General features: G+C 62.7%; 18 protein-coding genes and 1 tRNA gene. 15 read left to right on the top strand and 4 right to left on the bottom strand.

The features are described 5' to 3' along the window. The first annotated feature begins 50 nt into the window (after positions 1-50). The gene (locus AC1RTQ_RS10900) at positions 51-1,010 is read left to right on the top strand and encodes a Gfo/Idh/MocA family oxidoreductase (protein WP_291604248.1); all 960 of its coding nucleotides are present in this window, start codon (positions 51-53) and stop codon (positions 1,008-1,010) included. Between the two features lie 172 nt (positions 1,011-1,182). Here the strand turns inward: AC1RTQ_RS10900 and AC1RTQ_RS10895 are convergent, their stop codons facing one another. Further along, the gene (locus AC1RTQ_RS10895) at positions 1,183-2,190 is read right to left on the bottom strand and encodes an AraC family transcriptional regulator (RefSeq protein ID WP_492875643.1); all 1,008 of its coding nucleotides are present in this window, start codon (positions 2,188-2,190) and stop codon (positions 1,183-1,185) included. Between the two features lie 230 nt (positions 2,191-2,420). Between AC1RTQ_RS10895 and AC1RTQ_RS10890 the strand changes: the two genes are divergently transcribed. From AC1RTQ_RS10890 to AC1RTQ_RS10880, 3 genes are all read left to right on the top strand, one after another. Beyond that, the gene (locus AC1RTQ_RS10890) at positions 2,421-3,881 is read left to right on the top strand and encodes a flavin-containing monooxygenase (protein ID WP_492875641.1); all 1,461 of its coding nucleotides are present in this window, start codon (positions 2,421-2,423) and stop codon (positions 3,879-3,881) included. Positions 3,882-3,934: 53 nt separating this feature from the next. Further along, on the top strand, positions 3,935-4,882 hold the full coding sequence (locus AC1RTQ_RS10885; RefSeq protein ID WP_492875639.1) for an alpha/beta hydrolase: 948 nt from the start codon (positions 3,935-3,937) through the stop codon (positions 4,880-4,882). Between the two features lie 443 nt (positions 4,883-5,325). Then, the gene (locus AC1RTQ_RS10880; protein WP_492875637.1) at positions 5,326-6,348 is read left to right on the top strand and encodes an aldo/keto reductase; all 1,023 of its coding nucleotides are present in this window, start codon (positions 5,326-5,328) and stop codon (positions 6,346-6,348) included. A 188-nt stretch (positions 6,349-6,536) separates the two neighbouring features. On the opposite strand, the gene AC1RTQ_RS10875 is transcribed toward AC1RTQ_RS10880, so the two are convergent. Beyond that, the gene (locus AC1RTQ_RS10875) at positions 6,537-7,430 is read right to left on the bottom strand and encodes a CoA transferase (RefSeq protein WP_492875635.1); all 894 of its coding nucleotides are present in this window, start codon (positions 7,428-7,430) and stop codon (positions 6,537-6,539) included. A gap of 287 nt (positions 7,431-7,717) precedes the next feature. Here AC1RTQ_RS10875 and ygiD point away from each other — a divergent pair, with 287 nt between their 5' ends. Next, positions 7,718-8,644 carry a 4,5-DOPA-extradiol-dioxygenase gene (gene ygiD / locus AC1RTQ_RS10870; protein WP_492876121.1) on the top strand — a complete coding sequence of 309 codons (927 nt, stop codon included), beginning with the start codon at positions 7,718-7,720 and terminating at the stop codon, positions 8,642-8,644. A gap of 189 nt (positions 8,645-8,833) precedes the next feature. On the opposite strand, the gene AC1RTQ_RS10865 is transcribed toward ygiD, so the two are convergent. Beyond that, positions 8,834-10,030: an amino acid aminotransferase gene (locus tag AC1RTQ_RS10865; protein WP_034368685.1), complete on the bottom strand. Its 1,197-nt coding sequence runs from the start codon at positions 10,028-10,030 to the stop codon at positions 8,834-8,836. 174 nt (positions 10,031-10,204) lie between these two features. Between AC1RTQ_RS10865 and uvrB the strand changes: the two genes are divergently transcribed. The 10 genes from uvrB (at position 10,205) to AC1RTQ_RS10815 (ending at position 19,145) form a co-directional block, all read left to right on the top strand. Then, positions 10,205-12,271, top strand: a complete 2,067-nt coding sequence (gene uvrB / locus AC1RTQ_RS10860; protein WP_492875633.1) for an excinuclease ABC subunit UvrB — start codon at positions 10,205-10,207, stop codon at positions 12,269-12,271. A gap of 228 nt (positions 12,272-12,499) precedes the next feature. After that, a complete protein-coding gene (gene iscR, locus AC1RTQ_RS10855) occupies positions 12,500-13,036 on the top strand; it encodes a Fe-S cluster assembly transcriptional regulator IscR (RefSeq protein WP_003054211.1) in 537 nt (178 codons plus the stop codon). Positions 13,037-13,209: 173 nt separating this feature from the next. After that, the gene (locus AC1RTQ_RS10850) at positions 13,210-14,430 is read left to right on the top strand and encodes an IscS subfamily cysteine desulfurase (protein WP_029158470.1); all 1,221 of its coding nucleotides are present in this window, start codon (positions 13,210-13,212) and stop codon (positions 14,428-14,430) included. Between the two features lie 34 nt (positions 14,431-14,464). After that, entirely contained in the window at positions 14,465-14,860 is a 396-nt protein-coding gene (gene iscU / locus AC1RTQ_RS10845; protein WP_003054213.1) for a Fe-S cluster assembly scaffold IscU, read from the top strand. 4 nt (positions 14,861-14,864) lie between these two features. Then, the gene (gene iscA, locus AC1RTQ_RS10840; protein WP_003054214.1) at positions 14,865-15,188 is read left to right on the top strand and encodes an iron-sulfur cluster assembly protein IscA; all 324 of its coding nucleotides are present in this window, start codon (positions 14,865-14,867) and stop codon (positions 15,186-15,188) included. 153 nt (positions 15,189-15,341) lie between these two features. Continuing rightward, positions 15,342-15,860: a Fe-S protein assembly co-chaperone HscB gene (gene hscB / locus AC1RTQ_RS10835; RefSeq protein WP_492875629.1), complete on the top strand. Its 519-nt coding sequence runs from the start codon at positions 15,342-15,344 to the stop codon at positions 15,858-15,860. A 94-nt stretch (positions 15,861-15,954) separates the two neighbouring features. Next, positions 15,955-17,814, top strand: a complete 1,860-nt coding sequence (gene hscA / locus AC1RTQ_RS10830; protein ID WP_492875627.1) for a Fe-S protein assembly chaperone HscA — start codon at positions 15,955-15,957, stop codon at positions 17,812-17,814. 15 nt (positions 17,815-17,829) lie between these two features. After that, positions 17,830-18,168, top strand: coding sequence for an ISC system 2Fe-2S type ferredoxin (fdx, locus tag AC1RTQ_RS10825; protein ID WP_003054218.1), 339 nt, complete (start codon positions 17,830-17,832; stop codon positions 18,166-18,168). A gap of 154 nt (positions 18,169-18,322) precedes the next feature. Then, positions 18,323-19,054, top strand: coding sequence for a DNA polymerase III subunit epsilon (dnaQ, locus tag AC1RTQ_RS10820; RefSeq protein ID WP_302090358.1), 732 nt, complete (start codon positions 18,323-18,325; stop codon positions 19,052-19,054). A 16-nt stretch (positions 19,055-19,070) separates the two neighbouring features. Continuing rightward, positions 19,071-19,145 (top strand) — tRNA-Val (locus tag AC1RTQ_RS10815). A 223-nt stretch (positions 19,146-19,368) separates the two neighbouring features. Here AC1RTQ_RS10815 and AC1RTQ_RS10810 read toward each other — a convergent pair. Beyond that, complete coding sequence (locus AC1RTQ_RS10810; RefSeq protein WP_492875624.1) at positions 19,369-20,160, bottom strand: SDR family NAD(P)-dependent oxidoreductase; 792 nt, start codon at positions 20,158-20,160, stop codon at positions 19,369-19,371. Position 20,161 lies beyond the last annotated feature (1 nt).

The following is a 20,161-nucleotide window of genomic DNA, read 5'->3' as shown; positions in this document are numbered from 1 at the left end:
CCCTGCGGGGGGCTTCGCCTCCTTGAGGCGGCTCTACGGAGATCCCAATCATGAGCAAGACCATCAAAGTAGCGCTGGCTGGCGCGGGTGCCTTCGGCATCAAGCACCTGGACGGCATCAAGAATATCGACGGCGTGGAAGTCGTCTCCCTGGTCGGTCGCCGCTTTGACCAGACCAAGGAAGTGGCCGACAAATACGGCATCCAGCATGTGGCGACCGATCTGGCCGAAAGCCTGGCACTGCCCGAAGTCGATGCCGTGATCCTGTGCACGCCCACACAGATGCACGCCGAGCAGGCCATCGCCTGCATGAAGGCCGGCAAGCATGTGCAGGTCGAGATTCCGCTGGCCGACACACTGAAGGATGCGCAGGAAGTGGCCGAGCTGCAAAAGCAGACCGGCCTGGTGGCCATGGTGGGCCATACCCGCCGCTTCAACCCCAGCCACCAGTGGGTGCACAAGAAGATCGAAGCCGGTGAGTTCAACATCCAGCAGATGGATGTGCAAACCTACTTCTTCCGCCGCACCAATATGAATGCGCTGGGTCAGGCCCGCAGCTGGACCGACCACCTGCTGTGGCACCATGCCGCCCACACCGTGGACCTGTTCGCCTACCAGGCCGGCAGCCCCATCGTCAAGGCCAACGCCGTGCAAGGCCCCATCCACAAGGATCTGGGCATCGCCATGGACATGAGCATCCAGCTCAAGGCCGCCAACGGCGCGATCTGCACGCTGAGCCTGTCGTTCAACAACGATGGCCCTCTGGGCACTTTCTTCCGCTACATCGGCGACACCGGCACCTATCTGGCCCGCTACGACGACCTGTACACCGGCAAGGACGAGAAGATTGACGTGTCCCAGGTCGACGTGTCCATGAACGGCATCGAGCTGCAGGACCGCGAATTCTTCGCCGCCATCCGTGAAGGCCGCGAACCCAACTCCAGCGTGCAGCAGGTCTTCAACTGCTACAAGGTCCTGCACGACCTGGAGCAGCAACTGAACGCGGATTGATCAGCGCGGACTGATCAGCGCGGATTGATTGCCTGGCGCATCTCCGCACGCAAGCCCCCCAGCCTGTGGCTGCGGGGGCTTGTTTCATTGCGCAAAGTCTCTGTCGCTGCGCGTGGAGATCGTAGTCTCATTCTTGTGTGGCCGAATCCAGGCCCTATACCCTATACCGAGGCTATCCCTCCCAGGAACCATGGCGCAGTTGACGGGGAGATTGGCCGAACCAGCGCTGGCAGGCTCGGGTGAGCACGGCCTGGTCTGAATACCCCAGCAGTTGCGCGATATGGCCCAGACTCAGCTCGGGCTGCGCCAGCAATTGGGCCACCCAGGTCTTGCGCGCGCTATCGCGCAGTTCTTCGAAGGCTGCGCCTTCCGCTTGCAGGCGTCGCTGCAGGGTGCGCGGGTGCTGGCTCAGGGCGCGTGCCGCCGACGGCAGGTCGGCCATGCCCATGCGAACCAGATTGGCCAGCGCGCTGCGCACCTGGTCCGTCACGCTGGTATCCCTGCCAGGCGCGGCTCCCAACAAGAATCGTTCGACAAACTGCTGCAGCAGCCGGTTGTGGCGAGGCATGGGCTGACGCCAGGCCAGCGGGTCGATGGCAATGCCGTCAAAGCTGGAGCCAAAGCGCGGCAACTGGCCCAGATGCCGCCGGTATTGCGCGCTGCTGCCCACGGGGGCATGGCGCAGATGGATGGCCGCGGGGCGCAGGGTGCCTTCGGACAGCACATGGATCAGGCGGAACATGTAGGCCACGCAGATTTCCGTGCCCTGGGGCATGGGGGCGTGGGAGGACAGGCGTGACAGCACTTCCACGCATTCCAGCCTCTCGTCAGGCGCCATGAAGGTTCTGTAGCTCAGGGTGGGGTTGTGGAAGTGGACGTACTTTCCGCCCTGCATCATGCCCTCGCGCACGGTGGGCGCGGACTGTATGACCAGGCCCAGCAGGCCCAGGGTTTCGACACCTTGCTGCGCGCACAGGCGCAGCCCGAAATCGTGCACGCCCAGCACACGGGCGGCTTCCTCTATGACCAGGGCCACGGCGTGGCTGGGCAGATAGCGCTCGGGGTCGGGCAGATCGTGCGGCACCAGGCCGCAGGCGCGCAGGATGGCGGCGGGGTCACCACCGTGCGCGCGCACCAGGTCTTCAAAGCCCGCAAGCGAGGCGGCGCGGACACTGGTCATGACGGCGGAATCAGCGTGTTTGGCAGGCATCGGGGTATGTACTGCATGTCGTGCAACATCAAAATCCTGTCGCGCAAACACAAGTTTTGCCAGAGGGCTAGACCTAGCATGGCTGCGTGACAGACACGATTGACGCAAGTCGGGCCCAGGCGGGAGCTTCACCTCAAGGCCGCGATCCCTGCTCATTCCTGTCGGCTCACGCCCTCGCAGACCAGCAGGAGACACCCGGTATGGCACAGCATTTCGACTTTCTCATCATCGGCGCCGGTATTTCCGGCATTGGTGCGGCCCGTCATCTGCGCGAGCAGTTCGCGGACCGCAGCCTCGCCATCCTCGAAGCCATGGACGGCTTCGGCGGCACCTGGTGGACGCACCGCTACCCGGGTGCGCGCTCGGACAGCGACCTGTTCACCTATGGCTATGGCTTCAAGCCCTGGACGGGCAATGCCATCGCCACGGCAGACGAGATTCGCCACTACCTGGCCGAGACCATTGAGGAAAGCGATCTGGCCCCGCTGATCCGCTACGGCCACAAGGTGCAATCGGCCCGCTGGTCCTGCGAAGACAGGCGCTGGACGCTGGAAGTCACCCGCAGCGGCTCGGCCGAGGTGCAGACCTTCACCACGGGTTTCCTCTGGGTCTGCGCGGGCTATTACGACCACGGCCGGGGCTATACGCCCGAGTGGCCGACGCTCAAGGACTTCAAGGGGCAGGTCATTCACCCGCAGCACTGGCCGCAGGAGCTGGATTACACGGGCAAGCGCATCGTTGTCATAGGCTCGGGTGCCACGGCGGCCACGCTGATCCCCAGCCTGGCGCCGGATGCGGGCCATGTGACCATGCTGCAGCGCTCGCCCACCTTTTTCCTGCCCACATCCGAGCATCCGCTGGTGCCGCTGCTCAAGCCTTTGGACCTGCCCGAGGACTGGTACCACGAGATCATGCGCCGTGCCTTCATCGCGCGCACTGACGAGATCGTGCAAACCTCCAGGCAGCACCCCGAAGCGATGCGCGCCTTCCTGCTTGGCGAGATCCGTCCCCACCTGCCCGAGGGCTTGGACATCGACAAGCACTTCAACCCCGGCTACCGCCCCTGGCAGCAGCGCATTGCCGTGGTGCCCAACGGCGACTTCTTCCAGGCCATGCGCGAGGGCAAGGCCTCGGTGGTGACGGACACCATAGAGAACTTCGACGCCAGCGGCATCGAGCTGACCGGCGGCGGGCATCTGGACGCCGACATCATCGTTACTGCCACGGGCTTCAATCTCAAGCTGTTCGGCGGCATTGCGTTCAGCGTGGATGGCGCGCCGGTGGATTTTCGCGAGCGCATCTCCTACCGGGGCGTGATGATCGAGGGCATGCCCAATATGGCCTATACCCAGGGCTACTTCCGCTCCAGCTGGACGCTGCGCTGCGACCTGGTGTGCGACTGGGTGTGCCGCCTGCTTGCCCATATGCACGAGCAAGGCCATGCCGAGGTGCGGCCTATCGTGGCTGCAGCCGATGCCGGCATGCAGCGCCAGTCATGGATAGAGGCCGACAACTTCAACGCCGGCTATGTGCTGCGTGCGCAGGATGCCATGTTCGGCCAGGGCGACCGCCAGCCCTGGAGGCACGACTTGGAGTATGCCGAAGAGCGCGTGGTTCTGAGCGCCGCATCGCTGCAAGACGATGCCTTGGCCTATCGCTAGGTCCGCCCCCGTATCCGTTCCCTCAATCTTTATAACGACAGGAGACTTCCACCATGGCTCTCGATCCACATCTGGCCGGCGTCCTGCAGCAACTGGCCGCTGCCAACAGGAAAACCACCGCTGAAGGCACGCCCGAAGAAGGCCGTGCCGGCTATCTGGCGCTGACCCGTGGCTCGCTCACACCCGAGCAGATCGTGCCCGTGGCCAGCGTTCAGGACATCACCGTGCCCGGCGGTGCGGGCCCTGTGGCCGCGCGCATCTATCGGCCCGAAGGCGCTGGGCCTTTTCCCACCGTGGCCTATTTCCACGGCGGAGGCTATGTCATCGGCAACCTGGACACGCATGAGAATATGTGCCGCGAGATCTGCCGTGGCGCGCAGGCCGTGGTGGTGTCGGTGGACTACCGGCTTGCCCCCGAGCATCCCTTCCCCGCAGGCATAGAGGATGCCGTGGCTGCCGCCCAATGGGTGGTCGCCCATGCGCATGAGCTGGGGGGCAGCGCCACCGTGGCCGTGGCGGGCGACAGCGCGGGCGGCAATTTCTGCGCCGTGGTGACGCAGCAGCTGCGCGATGCGGGCATTGCCCTGGCTGCGCAATTCCTCATCTACCCCGCGGTAGACCACGCCGCCGCCGAGTACGCCAGCGCCGAGCAGAACGCCAAGGGCTATTTCCTGGAAGCCGAGACCATGGCCTGGTTCTACAACCATTACGCCGGCGGCTACGCCGATGCGCTGGACCCGCGCCTGGCACCGCTGCAGGCCCAAAGCCTGGCCAACCTGCCGCCTGCCGTGATCGTGAATGCCGAGTTCGATCCGCTGCGCGATCAGGGCGCGGCCTATGCCCAGGCGCTGCGTGCGGCGGGCGGCCAGGCCGAGCTGATTGAAGGCGCGGGCATGATCCACGGCTTCTTCGACATGGGCCGCTGGTCGCCGGGCGCGCAGGCCATCATCACGCACAGCATCGAGCGCTTTGCTGCGCTGCTCGAAACAAGAGCCCGCTGAGTAAATCAACAGGACATCGTGGGCATGAAGACTTGCTTGATGAGCAACGAGTCTCAGCCGGCCTGATCGGGGCGAGACCCGGCCTCTGTCTCTGGCGGCAAGGCAATGTTTTTTTTGATAGCTGCTTGCGATTTCTGCAATTGGGTTTGAGGTCAATTTCGTCATAACTCTTGCAGGCCACCCGCACCCCCGTGACGCAGGTTTGCCCATAGCGAAGCGCAGGGACGCGGACGGTCGGGGACGCCTGGTCTGAAAGCGTTCTTTGCTGACTTCCCGGTGGTCCGGCATATCGGCGTGTCAGAAAGCAAGTCGCCTGCCGGGGCGAAACCCGGGCTCTGTCGCTGGCGACAAGGCAGAGCTGGAATAATATTGCTCCAGCTTGTATAGCGGCCTGCGTCCGCGCTTGGTTCGGTTGAAGGCCTCTGGATGCATAAGGAAAGTTAATGGAAAACCGCAAAATCGGCCCATTCAGCGTCGCCAATGTCGCGCTGGGCTGCATGAACTTCTGCCATGCCTACGGCAACCCCGTCTCTGCCGAGCAGTCGCACGCCGTGCTGCATGCGGCTCTGGATGCGGGTGTGACGCTGTTCGACACCGCTGCTCTGTATGGCTTTGGCGCCAGCGAATCGCTGATCGGCCCCGTGCTCAAGCCCCATCGCAACCACATCACCCTGGCCAGCAAATGCGGCATGGCCGGCGTGCGCGGCGAAGACGGCGTGATGCGCCGCGTCATCGACGGTCGTCCCAGAACCCTGCGCCAGAACTGCGAAGACAGCCTCAAGCGCCTGGGCACCGATGTGATCGATCTCTACTATCTGCATCGCTGGGACAAGAACGTGCCCATCGAGGAGTCGGTGGGCGAGATGGCGCGCCTGAAGGAAGAGGGCAAGGTTCGCGCTCTGGGCCTGTCGGAAGTGGGGGCCGATGCGCTGCGCCGCGCGCACAAGGAGCACCCGATTGCTGCGCTGCAAAGCGAATATTCGCTGTGGTCGCGCAATGCAGAGCTGGGCACGCTCGCCGCCTGCAAGGAGCTGGGCATTGCCTATGTGGCCTTCAGCCCCATGGGACGCGCCTTCTTCAGCGGCAAGCTGCAGCAGGTGGACAACCTGGTCAAGGGCGATATCCGCGCCACCATGCCGCGCTTTGCCGGCGAGGCCTATGCGCAGAATCTGCGCCTGCTGGCGCCCATGCAGGCCGTGGCGGAAAAAGCCGGCTGCACGCTGGCCGAGCTGGCCATCGCCTGGGTGCTGCACCAGGGCGAGCATGTGATCGCCTTGCCCGGCACCACCAGCGTGGAGCATCTGCACGAAGACATTCGCGGTGGCCGCGTCCACCTGGGCGCCGAGCTGCTGGCCGAGCTCGATGACATCTTCAAGCCCGAAGCCATTGCCGGCGACCGCTATGCTCTGCAAGGCCAGGGCGAGGTCGATACCGAGAAATACGCGTTTGAAAAGCGCCCAGGCTAGTGCCTTTGCGGACGCCCGGTCAGGGACGCCCGGTCAGGGGCGGTCTGCGGCGTTGCCTCGCCGGCCGCGCGAATCCTCGCGATAGCACCACTATTGCTGCGGTATCGCGCGCGGGGGGCCGCCCCCTGGCATCCCTCCCGCGAAGGCCCTGGCGCGAAGGGGGGAGCGTAAACAGGTTCTGGTTTGCTTCAGGTTTGGGGCAGGGCGTGCAGTGGAATGTCCCTGTCCCGGGCCAGCTGCATCAGCTCAGCGCAGCTGCGGGCGGCCAGAAACCGGGCCACGCCCTGATGGATCTCGGGCTTGCGCATATCGGTGGGATGGCTGAGGGGCAGGTCTGCCGCTTCGCACAGGCGCTGGGCAAAGTGCGGCTCCAGCGCGGCCACGGCCACGATGCCGTCGGCACAGGGGTAGATGCGGTAGCCCGCATGGGCGCCGCCGACATCGCCCGTGGGCTGGGTCAGGCCCCAGTGCCAGGGCAGGGCCAGCCATTGCGCGGCCTGGGCCAGACCGACCTCGCGCACTATGCCGCGCCCGCTGCGGCTGCTCACCAGCACGGCCTGGAGCACGGCCTCGCTGGCCATCAGCGCCCCCGCCATATCGGCAAACAGGCTGGGGGGCAGGGCGGTGCTGTGCACGAGGCCCGCTTCGGCCTGATAGGTGAGGTCATGGCCGGGAACATCGGCCAGCTCGCCCGCACTGCCGACCACGCGCACCAGCGACAGACCGGGGTAGCGCTGCTGCAGGGCCTCCCAGCCCAGGCCCAGCTTGCTCAGGGCCGAGGGCCGGAACGAGGTCAGCAGCACATCGGTTTGCGCCAGTTGCGCGTGCAGGCTGGCCTGGCCTTCGGCGGTCTTGAGATCGGCCTGCAGGGTTTGCACCTTGTCATGCATCTGCGCGTAGGCGTCGGGGCAGTACAGGCCCATGGGGTCGGCGCTGCGGCCTGCGCCGGCGGGCACAGGCTCGAGCTTGCGGCAATCGGCTCCCATGCCGGCGCAGCGCCACAGGGCGGCGGGGCCGGGCAGGTTCAGAGCCAGGCTGAGTATGCGAATTCCTTGCAGGGGCTGAATGGCGGTGCTGGGCATGGGTGGGAGTATTCCTTGTCTGGACTTGTGCAAGCCAGGGTGGCATCAGGATGGCTTGCTTGAGGCGAAGCCCTTGCCTGAGCCTGTTTGGCGTGAGTCGTGCTTGTTCAACTGCTTGTGCAACTGATGTTGTAGTGCAAGCCGGCCCCTGACCCTGGCACTTTCAGGACAGTCTGTTGCGGTGGCGGTGCTTTCAGGCGCTGTTGCGCTGTGGCAAGCTTGCCCCATCTGTATAAAAGCGCCCATGGGGGCGCATTCGATTGACCGAGATGCGTAGACGTACGCTTTTGTCCCTGGGCGCAGCCTCCGTGTTGGCCGCCGCCGGGGGCTGGAAGGCTTTTTCCATGAACTCCACTTCTTCTTCCCTGTTGCCCGAGCAGTTGCTGCAGCAGCTCAAGCCTTCGCCGCGCATGCCGGTGATGTTTCTCGGCCACGGCAGCCCCATGAATGTGATCGAGGACACGCACTGGCGCCAGAGCTGGAAGGCCCTGGGCCAGGAGCTGACGGCCAAGGGCATTGCGCCGCAGCTGATTCTCTGCGTCTCGGCCCACTGGCTGACCGAGTCCGACTGGGCGCTGACCGGCATGGCCCAGCCGCGCACGATTCATGACTTCGGCGGCTTTCCGCAAGAGCTGTTCGATCAGCAATATCCGGCCCCCGGCGCGCCCGAGGTGGCCAGGCAGCTGGCGGCCGAGCTGCATTCGCCGCTGGACGGATCGGCCTTGCTGCTGGACCAGAAATGGGGCTTTGATCATGGCACCTGGTCGGTGCTGCTGCCCATGTTCCCCGAGGCCCGTATTCCCGTCATGCAGCTGAGCATGCCCTATGGTCTGGCGCCCGAAAAGCATTTCGAGATGGGCCGCCAGCTGCGCGCGCTGCGCGAGCGCGGCGTGCTGATCGTGGGCAGCGGCAATATCGTGCACAACCTGCGCGCCATGCAGCGCGGTGCCAGCGACAACCAGGCCTATGACTGGACGATCCAGTTCGACACCGAAGTGCAGCAGCGCCTGGACAGCGGCAATCTGGCCGATCTGAGCACCTTCCTGGACTGGGGTCCGCAGGCCCGTCTGGCCCATCCCACGCACGACCACTATCTGCCCCTGCTGTATGCGGCAGGGGCCGTGCAGGAGGGCGAAGCGCCGCGCGTGTTCAACACGGCCTACCAGTATGCGGCGCTGTCCATGCGCTCGGCCATCTGGGGATTGAATGCCTGATATGATTTTGATAGCTTGATGCGATTGTTTTAAAAGGTTTTCAGATACTTTTATATCTAAAAACGATATGGGTAAAGCGCTAGCAGCTATCAAATATTGATCGGGCACCGAAGCGGCCATAAAAAAAGAGCAAGGGACTAAAAGTCCGTTGCTCTTTTGCTTTCAGGGACCAGGCCCTGAATCGCGCGCTTAGATCACGGCAGCGATGGCCTTGCAGACATAGTCGATGTTCTTGCTGTTGAGCGCAGCCACGCACATGCGGCCGGTGTCGGTGCCGTAGACGCCGAACTCGGAGCGCAGGCGCACCATCTGGTCCTTGGACAGGCCGGAGTACGAGAACATGCCGATCTGGGTGGTGATGAAGGACATGTCTTGCTGCACGCCGGCAGCCTTCAGGCCGTCGACCAGCTTCTGGCGCATGGCCTTGATGCGCACGCGCATCTCGCCCAGCTCCTTCTCCCACAGAGCGTGCAGCTCGGGGTTGTTCAGCACCGCTGCCACCACGGCGCCGCCATGGGTGGGAGGGTTGGAGTAGTTGGTGCGGATGACGATCTTCAGCTGCGACAGCACGCGAGCAGCCTCGTCCTTGTCGGCAGCCACCACGGACAGGGCGCCCACGCGCTCGCCATACAGGCTGAAGCTCTTGGAGAAGGAGGTCGACACAAAGATGTCCAGGCCGGCGGCCACGAACTTGCCGATCACGGCGCCGTCTTCGGCGATGCCGTGGCCGAAGCCCTGGTAGGCCATGTCCAGGAAGGGGATCAGGCCCTTGGCCTTGACGACGGCAATCACTTCATCCCACTGAGCGGCAGTGATGTCGTAGCCGGTGGGGTTGTGGCAGCAGGCGTGCAGCACGACCACGGTGCCGGCGGCGGCAGCGTTCAGGTCGGCCAGCATGCCGGCGAAGTCGATGGAGCGGGTCGCTGCATCGTAGTAAGCGTAGGAGCCGACTTCAAAACCTGCGTTGGTGAAGATGGCCTTGTGGTTTTCCCAGCTGGGGTTGGAGATCAGGACCTTGGCGTTGGGGTTGAGCTTCTTGAGGAAGTCGGCTCCGATCTTCAGGCCGCCGGTGCCGCCGATGGCTTGCACGGTGGCCACGCGGCCGGACTTGACCACGTCGGACTCTGCGCCAAACACCAGGGCCTTGACGCCGTTGTCATAGGCGGCGATACCGTCGATGGGCAGATAGCCGCGGGCGGTGGGCTTTTCCATCATGGCCTTCTCGGCGGCCTGCACGCACTCCAGCAGGGGCAGCTTGCCGTTGTCGTCGAAGTACACGCCCACGCCCAGGTTCACTTTGTTGGGGTTGGAGTCAGCGTTGAATTGCTCGTTCAGACCCAGGATGGGGTCGCGGGGGGCCATTTCGACGGCGGTAAACAGAGACATGAAAAAATCCTTGAGGGATGGAAATAAGTCAGGTCACCCCCAGCTACTGCTCCGAGCGCGTTAGACGGGCAGGGCATTGCCTGGTGCTCGAAAAAACGCATCAGCCTAGGTTAGGCTTGAGGGTTGGGCTGCCATTCTACTCGCGCTTACCCTATGCGTCATGGACATGAGATCATGCAAGAACAAAATATGACTGCCGAGCCGCAAGGCCGTTTCGTGCAATACCCGGACTCGCCGTTCGAGCTGTTCCAGCCCTATCCACCGGCGGGCGATCAGCCTGTGGCCATCGAAAAACTGGTCGAAGGCGTCAATGACGGCGAGTCCTTCCAGACGCTGCTGGGCGTGACGGGCTCGGGCAAGACCTTCACCATGGCCAACGTGATCGCGCGTCTGGGCAAGCCGGCCATCGTGTTTGCGCCCAACAAGACGCTGGCGGCACAGCTGTACTCGGAGTTCAGGGAGTTTTTCCCGAAAAACGCGGTCGAATACTTCGTCAGCTACTACGACTACTACCAGCCCGAAGCCTATGTGCCCCAGCGTGACCTGTTCATCGAAAAGGACAGCGCCATCAACGAGCACATCGAGCAGATGCGGCTGTCCTGCACCAAAAGCATCATGGAGCGGCGCGATGTGGTGATCGTGGCCACCGTCTCGGCCATCTACGGCATTGGCGAGCCCGAGAGCTACCACCGCATGATCATGACGCTGCGCGCGGGCGACACGCTCAACCAGCGTGACGCGATTGCGCAGCTGATCCGCATGCAGTACCAGCGCAACGACCAGGACTTCTCGCGCGGCACCTTCCGCGTGCGAGGCGACACCATCGACGTGTTTCCGGCCGAGCACTCGGAGCTGGCCGTGCGCATCGAGCTGTTCGACGACGAGGTGGAGAGCCTGCAACTGTTCGATCCGCTCACGGGCCGGGTGCGCCAGAACATCCCGCGCTTCACCATCTATCCCAGCAGCCACTATGTGACGCCGCGCGACAAGGTGCTGGCGGCCGTGGAGACCATCAAGGAAGAGCTGGCCGAGCGCCTCAAGCAACTGGTGGGCATGGGCAAGCTGGTGGAGGCGCAGCGCCTTGAGCAGCGCACGCGTTTCGATCTGGAAATGCTCAGTGAAGTGGGGCACTGCAAGGGCATCGAGAACTACACCCGCCATCTCTCGGCCTCCAAGCCCGGCGATCCGCCCAGCACGCTGACCGACTATCTGCCGCGTGACTCCATCATGTTCCTGGACGAGAGCCATCAGATGATCGGCCAGCTCAACGCCATGTACAACGGCGACCGGGCGCGCAAGACCACGCTGGTGGAATATGGCTTTCGCCTGCCTTCGGCGCTGGACAACCGTCCGCTCAAGTTCGAGGAGTTCGAGCAGCGCATGCGCCAGGTGGTCTTCGTCTCGGCCACGCCCGCCGAATACGAAAAAACCCATGCCGGGCAGGTGGTCGAGCAGGTGGTGCGTCCCACGGGCCTGCTCGACCCCGAGATCGAAGTGCGGCCGGCCATTCACCAGGTCGACGATGTGCTGCAGGAAATCCGCCAGCGCGCGCAGCTGCAGGAGCGCGTGCTCATCACCACGCTGACCAAGCGCATGGCCGAGCAACTGACCGAATACCTGACCGACAACGGCGTGAAGGTGCGCTATCTGCACTCCGACGTGGATACGGTCGAGCGCGTGGAAATCATCCGCGACCTGCGTCTGGGCGCCTTCGATGTGCTGGTCGGCATCAACCTGCTGCGCGAAGGCCTGGATATTCCCGAGGTCTCGCTGGTGGCGATTCTGGATGCCGACAAGGAAGGCTTTCTGCGTGCCGAGCGCAGCCTGATCCAGACCATCGGTCGCGCGGCACGCAACGTCAACGGCAAGGCGATCCTGTACGCAGACCGCATTACCGAGTCCATGAAGAAAGCCATCGGCGAAACCGAAAGACGCCGCGAAAAACAGATGGCTTTCAACGAAGCCAACGGAATTGTGCCCAAACAGATTGTCAAGAGGGTGAAAGACCTGATTGATGGCGTCTACAGCGAAAAGAGCGGCAAAGAGGCCGAACGCCTGCAAGAGCAGGCCCTACAACAGGCACGTGTCGAGGATATGTCGGAGAAAGACATTGCCAGGGAGATCAAGCGTCTGGAGAAGCAAATGCTCGAGCACGCCAGGAACCTGGAATTCGAGCAGGCAGCGCGTGTGCGGGACCAGCTTTCGCTGCTCAAGCAGCAATTGTTCGGTGCGGCACCGTAGGCATATTTCTTCGCAACTCTCAGGGTTATTACGTGAGTGCACGCTGTTACCCGACAAAATTGATGGGGAATGTGATATACTCGCGTCAAACACTCAACAACAAACTTCCCTCACAGAAGGGCTCTGAACCTAATCACAGGACGGAGTAAGGGCGGAGACTGTGCTCGTCTAGGTACTGTGACCAGACGGGCGTTTCTGTAACGAACAATCCTGACTGAAGGAGCTCGTATGCGTCTTACGACCAAAGGCCGCTTTGCGGTCACCGCGATGATCGACCTGGCACTGCGCCAGAACAATGGCCCTGTAACGCTGGCTGCCATCAGCCAGCGTCAGCAGATTTCGCTGTCCTATCTGGAACAGTTGTTTGGCAAGCTGCGTCGCCACGAACTGGTGGAATCCACCCGTGGCCCCGGCGGCGGCTACACCCTGGCCCGAAAGGCGACAGACATCACCGTGGCCGACATCATCGTCTCGGTGGATGAACCCATCGATGCGACCCAGTGCGGTGGCAAGGAAAACTGTCTGGGCGAAGCCGGCCGCTGCATGACCCATGAACTGTGGGCCGCACTGAACCAGCGCATGGTGGAATTCCTGGACTCCGTCACTCTGCAAAAGCTGGTGGACGAGCAACTGGCCAAGGGCATCCAGATCGAGGACAAGCCCGTGGTCCGCCGCGCCATCTCCACAGCACCCGTGGTCAAGCCCATCCGTGTGAACGCACCGAACTCGGTGTTCGCCCTGGGTAACGCCTTCGCGAAATCCTGATCCGGGGCCGCTTGAGCAGTGCTCGGGCGGCAACCAGATCGGCATGAAGCCCGACTCCGATAGTCAGGGCCTGGATGCATGCATGGCTGTGCGGCATGTTTCTTCGCCCTGATGGCACCACAAGGTGCATCGATTCCTCACGATTTGTCAGCCAAAAACAAGACGAGCCAGTCATGGACATGACCCCGCACTTTCCCATTTATCTCGACTACGGTGCAACCACTCCGGTGGATCCCCGCGTGGCGGACGCCATGATTCCCTGGCTGCGTGAACATTTTGGCAATGCCGCATCGCGCAGCCATGCCTGGGGCTGGGAAGCCGAAGAAGCCGTCGAGAAGGCCCGCAAGCAGGTAGCTGATCTGATCGGCGCCGACCCGCGCGAAATCGTCTGGACCAGCGGTGCAACCGAGTCCGACAACCTGGCCATCAAGGGTGCAGCGCATTTCTACCAAGGCAAGGGCAAGCACCTGATCACCGTGAAGACCGAGCACAAGGCTGTGCTGGACACCATGCGTGAGCTGGAGCGCCAGGGCTTTGAAGTCAGCTATCTGGACGTGCAGGAAAATGGTCTGCTGGATATCGAGGTGTTCAAGGCGGCGATCCGCCCCGACACCATCCTCGCCAGCGTGATGGCCGTGAACAACGAGATCGGTGTGGTTCAGGACCTGAACACCATCGGCGCTCTGTGCCGCGAAAAGGGCATCATCTTCCACGTCGACGCGGCTCAGGCTTCGGGCAAGATGGATCTGGACATGCAGACCATGCCCATCGACCTGATGAGCCTGGCTTCGCACAAGACCTACGGCCCCAAGGGCATCGGTGCGCTGTACGTGCGCCGCAAGCCACGCGTGCGCCTGGAAGCTCAGATGCACGGCGGCGGTCATGAGCGCGGCATGCGTTCGGGCACGCTGGCAACCCACCAGATCGTGGGCATGGGCGAGGCCTTCCGCATCGCCAAGGAAGAGATGGCCAAGGATATGGCGCACGCCCGTGCACTGCGCCAGCGCCTGCTCGACGGTCTGAAGGATCTGGAGCAGGTGTTCGTGAACGGCGATATGGACAACGGTGTTCCCCATTACCTGAACATGAGCTTCAACTTCGTCGAAGGCGAGTCGCTGATCATGGGTATCAAGGGCCTGGCCGTGTCCTCGGGCTCCGCTTGCACATCCGCCAGCCTGGAGCCCAGCTATGTGCTGCGTGCCCTGGGCCGCAGCGACGAGCTGGCGCACAGCTCTTTGCGCATGACCTTTGGTCGCTTCACGACGGAAGAAGAAATTGACTACGCGATCAAGTCGATCCGCGAAAACGTGCTGAAGCTGCGCGAGCTGAGCCCGCTGTGGGAGATGTACAAAGACGGCATCGACCTCAGCACTATTCAATGGGCTGCACACTAAGCACAGATTACAAAGAGTTCAAGAGGTAGACACCATGGCTTACTCCGAAAAAGTGGTTGACCACTACGAAAACCCCCGCAACGTTGGCTCGTTCGACAAGAGCGATGACTCCGTGGGCACGGGTATGGTGGGCGCGCCCGCCTGTGGCGACGTGATGAAGCTGCAGATCAAGGTCAATCCCGCCACCGGCGTGATCGAAGATGCACGCTTCAAGACCTATGGCTGCGGCTCTGCCATCGCCTCGTCTTCGCTGGTGACCGAATGGGTCAAGGGCAAGACGCTGGACGAGGCTGCGGCCCTGAAGAACAGCCAGATTGCTGAAGAGCTGGCGCTGCCGCCGGTCAAGGTTCACTGCTCCATCCTGGCTGAAGACGCCATCAAGGCTGCTGTGAACGACTACCGCGCAAAGCGCACGGCAACGGAAGCCTGAGGCCATGGCCATCTCAATGACCGAGGCGGCTGCCCGTCATGTGAACCGCTATCTTTCACGTCGCGGCAAGGGCATTGGCGTGCGCCTCGGCGTGAAAACCACCGGCTGTTCCGGTCTGGCTTACAAGCTGGAGTATGTGGACGAGGTCCAGCCCGATGACGTGGTGTTTGAAGACCATGGCATCAAGGTGCTGATCGACCCCAAGAGCCTGGCCTATATCGACGGCACGGAACTGGACTTTGTCCGCGAAGGCCTGAACGAAGGCTTCAAGTTCCACAACCCCAACGAGCGTGATCGCTGCGGTTGTGGTGAGAGCTTTAGAATCTGACTCCCCCCTGAGCCGCTTTGCGGCTTCCCCCAGAAGGGGACGACACCTTCGCCGCAAGGCGGCTTTTGCTCGGTGTCTCTGGCCTCTGGTCAGCTCCCTGGTTTTGAGTGAAGGAAGCCGCCTCAGCTTTGCTGCAGGCGGTTTTTTAATGCCATGAATCTGCAATCTGACGACTTTGAATTGTTTGGCCTGCCGCGGCAGTTTGCGCAGGAGCGCAGCCAGATCGATGCACGCTGGAAAGAGCTGCAGCGCGAAGCGCACCCCGACCGTTTTGCCGCTCAGGGCGCTGCCGCGCAGCGCGTGGCCATGCAATGGTCGGTGCGCATCAACGAGGCCTATCAGCGCCTCAAGGATCCGCTCAAGCGCGCCGCCTATCTGTGCGAGCTGACAGGTGCACCGGTGCGCGCCGAAGACAATACGGCCATGCCTGCGGCATTCCTGATGCAGCAGATGGAGTGGCGCGAAGCGCTGGAGGATGCAGCCAGCGAGCAGGAACTCAATGCCCTGGAGGCCGAGATGCTGGCCGCCAAGAAGCAGATGCTTGGCGAATGCGCGCGTCTGCTTGACGAGGCTGGCGATGCCGCAGCTGCCGTGCAGCAGGTGAGAGCCCTCATGTTTGTTGCGCGATTTGCGCAAGATGTGGATCGCCGTCGCGATCAACTGGGACAATAAGACCCAGAGCAACGCTTTGCGCCCTTGGTGCTTGGCGTATCCATCTTGAGCGGGCCAGCCACGCTGGCCTCAGACGTTTCAAAAGAAGAATTTCATGGCGCTTTTGCAGATTTCCGAGCCCGGTCAATCCCCCGATCCCCATCAGCGACGCATTGCCGTGGGTATCGACCTGGGCACCACGCACTCTCTGGTCGCCGCCGTGCGCAATGGCGTGGCCGAATGCCTGCCTGACGATCAGGGGCGTGTGCTGCTGCCTTCGGTAGTGCGCTACATGGAAATGGGCCGCCGCCAGATTGGCTTCGATGCCAAGGCAGCGCAGGCTCAGGACGCCGTCAACACCATCAGCTCGGCCAAGCGCTTCATGGGGCGCAGCCTGGCCGATCTCGAGTCGCCCGAAAAGCTGCCTTATCGCTTCAGTGCCGGGGACAGCAGCGTGATCTCCATCGAGACCGTGGACGGTGCCAAGACGCCCGTGGAAATCAGCGCCGAAATTCTGGCGACCCTGCGTTTTCGCGCCGAAGACACGTTTGACGACGAGCTCTATGGCGCCGTCATTACCGTGCCCGCGTATTTTGACGATGCCCAGCGCCAGGCCACCAAGGATGCGGCCAAGCTGGCCGGTATCAATTTGCTTCGCCTGATCAACGAACCCACGGCGGCAGCCATTGCCTATGGCCTGGACAATGCGGCAGAGGGCGTCTACGCCGTCTACGATCTGGGCGGCGGCACCTTCGATATCTCGGTGCTGCGTCTTGCACAGGGCGTGTTCGAAGTGATCGCAACCGGCGGCGACTCGGCCCTGGGCGGCGACGACTACGATGACGCGCTGGCGGCCTGGGTGGCGGAAAAGACCGGCACGCAGCTGGAGTCGGCGGCAGACAAGACCGCCTGGCGTATTGCCGCGCGCAATTGCAAGCAGGCCCTGACTGAATCAGAAGTTGTAGCGTTTACCGCTGATGTTTCCTCGGGTTCAGTGTCTTTTGATGTCAAGCGTGAGGATTTCATTGCGCTGACTGCTCACTTAACCAGTAAGAGCCTTGCGGCCGTGCGCCACGCGCTCAAGGATGCAGACCTGAGCCGCGACGAGGTGCAGGGCGTGGTCATGGTTGGCGGCTCCACCCGCATGCCCCAGATTCGCCAGGCCGTGGCCGACTTCTTCGGCAGCGAGCCGCTGACCAATCTCAATCCCGACGAAGTGGTGGCGCTGGGCGCTGCCATTCAGGCCAATCAGCTGGCCGGCAACAATACTGCCGGCGATTTGCTGCTGCTGGATGTGATCCCGCTGTCGCTGGGTGTGGAAACCATGGGCGGCCTGTCTGAGCGCATCATCACGCGCAACGAGACCATTCCCACGGCCCGCGCACAGGACTTCACGACCTACAAGGATGGCCAGACTGCTTTGGCCATTCACGTGGTGCAAGGCGAGCGTGACCTGGTGGCGGACTGTCGCAGCCTGGCGCGTTTCGAGCTGCGCGGCATTCCGCCCATGGCCGCTGGTGCGGCGCGCATCCGCGTGACCTTCACGGTCGATGCCGACGGCCTGCTGTCCGTCAGTGCCAAGGAGCAGACCAGCGGCGTCGAAGCGCATATCAACGTCAAGCCTTCGTACGGCCTCTCCGACGACCAGATCGCCCAGATGCTGCAGGACGGCTTTGCCACGGCACAGGAAGACATGAAGGCCCGCGCCCTGGTCGAGGCCCGCGTGGATGCCGATCGCATGCTGCTGGCCACACAGAGCGCGCTGGACGTGGATGGCGATGTGCTCAGCGCCGAGCAGCGCGACAGCATCGACGGCCTGATGGAAGCGTTGCGCGCGGCCGTCGCCAGCGATGATCCTGCCGTCGTGGAAGGCGCGACGCAGGCCCTGGCCAAGGGAACCGAGTCGTTTGCGGCCGAACGCATGAATCGCAGCATCCAGCAGGCGCTGGCCGGCAAGAGTGTCAACACCATTTAATTCATAAACAGAACAATGCCCATCATCAAAATTCTTCCTCACGCCGAGTACTGCCCCAACGGAACAGAAATCGAAGCTCCCGTCGGCACTTCGATCTGCGAAGCCATGCTGGACAACGGCATCAATATCGAGCATGCCTGCGACATGAGCTGCGCCTGCACGACCTGTCATGTCATCGTCAAGGAGGGCTTCAACTCCCTGAACGAGGCCGAGGAAGAGGAAGAAGACCTGCTGGACAAGGCCTGGGGCCTGCAGCCTCAGTCGCGCCTGTCCTGCCAGGCCATTCTGGCGCGCGAGAATGTGACGGTGGAGATCCCCAAGTACTCCATCAATCACGCCAAGGAAAATCACTGACCCCCTGAGCGGCTTTGCCGCTTCCCCCTCTCTCTTCGGGAGGGGGGCGACAGCCTCGCTGCGCGGCGGCGCTTGCTTGCTGTCTCTGGTGTGGTCGACGCCAGTTTTTGAAAATAGGGCGATGTGAGCGCCACAGTTAACGGAGAGAAATTGAATGTCGCGCCAAATTGTTCTGGATACGGAAACCACCGGTCTGTCGGCCATTGATGGCGATCGTCTGATCGAGCTGGGCTGCGTGGAGCTGGTAAACCGAAAGCTCACCGGCAACAATCTGCATCTGTACTTCAATGCGGGTCGCGACAGCCACCCCGATGCCCTGCGCGTGCACGGCATCACGACCGAGTTCCTCAAGGACAAGCCGCGCTTTGAGGAAAAGATCGACGAGATCTGGGAGTATCTGCAAGGCGCAGAACTCATCATCCACAATGCACCGTTCGACCTGGGCTTTCTGAACAACGAGCTCAAGCTGGCCAAGCGTCCGCCGCTCAAGCAGTGCGTGGGGGGCGTCATTGACACTCTGGTCATGGCCAAGGAGATGTATCCGGGCAAGCGCAACTCGCTGGACTCGCTGTGTGATCGTCTGGGTGTCGACAACTCCAACCGTACGCTGCACGGCGCCTTGCTCGATGCGGAGTTGCTGGCGGATGTCTACATCAATCTGACGCGCGGGCAAGATGCCTTGCTCATGACAGAGGAGCCTGCAGATGCCCCGGCGGCCGGGACGATGATTGTTGCCTCGGTGGACCTGAGCAGCTTCAAGCTGCCGGTGCTGCGAGCCAACGAGCAGGAGCAGGCGGCCCACGACGAGGTGCTCAAGCAGATGGATAAATCCAGCGGTGGCAAGACCGCTTGGCGAAACTTTGAAAATGTGAGCGCCAATCCCTGATACAATAACGCTTATCGGGTGATTAGCTCAGCGGTAGAGCACTGCCTTCACACGGCAGGGGTCACATGTTCGATCCATGTATCACCCACCAGATATCAAACCCTCTTGAGTCAATGATTCAAGAGGGTTTTTTGCTTTTGGGAATGCGTATCGCATTCGTCCCGTTGATGCATGCCGAGCTGCTCCATACCTGCGGTGTTCGGGCTCGTGCGCGAGCCGTTGGGAACGGGCGGGCGCCGTGTGCTCAAGAGCATGGCTGCGTGGCAGAGCGTCTGCTCGGCATCGGCATCGGCAGCTTGCGCAGGGTCAGGCCGTCAGTTGCCGGTGATGCGGCGCACGGCCGCGAAATACCAGGCATCGGGCAGGCAGCGCAGCAGACGCATCCAGCGTGTGAAGCGGCGTGGAAAATTCATCTCGAAGCGTCCCTGGGCCCAGCCTTGCAGCATATGCTGGGCAGCCTCGTCGGCGTCGATCAGTGCCGGCATGCTGAAGCGGTTCTGCGCTGTCAGCGGCGTATCGACAAAGCCGGGGTTGATGATGGATACACCCAGGCCCCGGTCGTGCAGATCCAGATAGAGGTTTTCGGCGAGGTTGTTGAGTGCCGCCTTGGTCGGGCCGTAGGCCAGGGACATCGGCAGCCCGCGATAGCCGGCCACCGAACCGACCAGTGCCAGATGGCCTTGCCCAGCGGCCAGCAGCATCGGAAGCACGGCATCGAGCAAATGCAGGGCGCCGCCATAGTTCACGGCCAGGTGTTGCTGCATCTCGGACAGGTCGAACTCAGTGGCGCGCTGGGGCTTGTAGCGGCCTGCACAATAGAGAATCAGGTCGGGAGCCTTGCCGCAATGAACCTGCACCGCCCGGGCTGCTGCAGTCAGGGCTGCGGCGTCGGTCACGTCCAGCGGCAGGGCCAGGCAGCCGTCGTGGCTGTGCACGAAGTCCTGCAAGGCATCGCCTTGGCGCGCAGAAACGATTACTCGGGCTCCTTGTTTGTGCAGTGCGTCGGCCGTGGCGCGGCCTATGCCCGACGAGGCTCCCAGAATCCAGGCCGAGCGACCCTGCCAGTCGCGCAGTGGCGGGTTCAGCCGTGCACAGAGCAGCGACATG

It is taken from the genome of Comamonas sp. GW821-FHT11H03, assembly GCF_058807955.1.
Note: the sequence above shows the minus strand (reverse complement) of the source record. Positions and strands in the feature narration are given on the sequence as shown.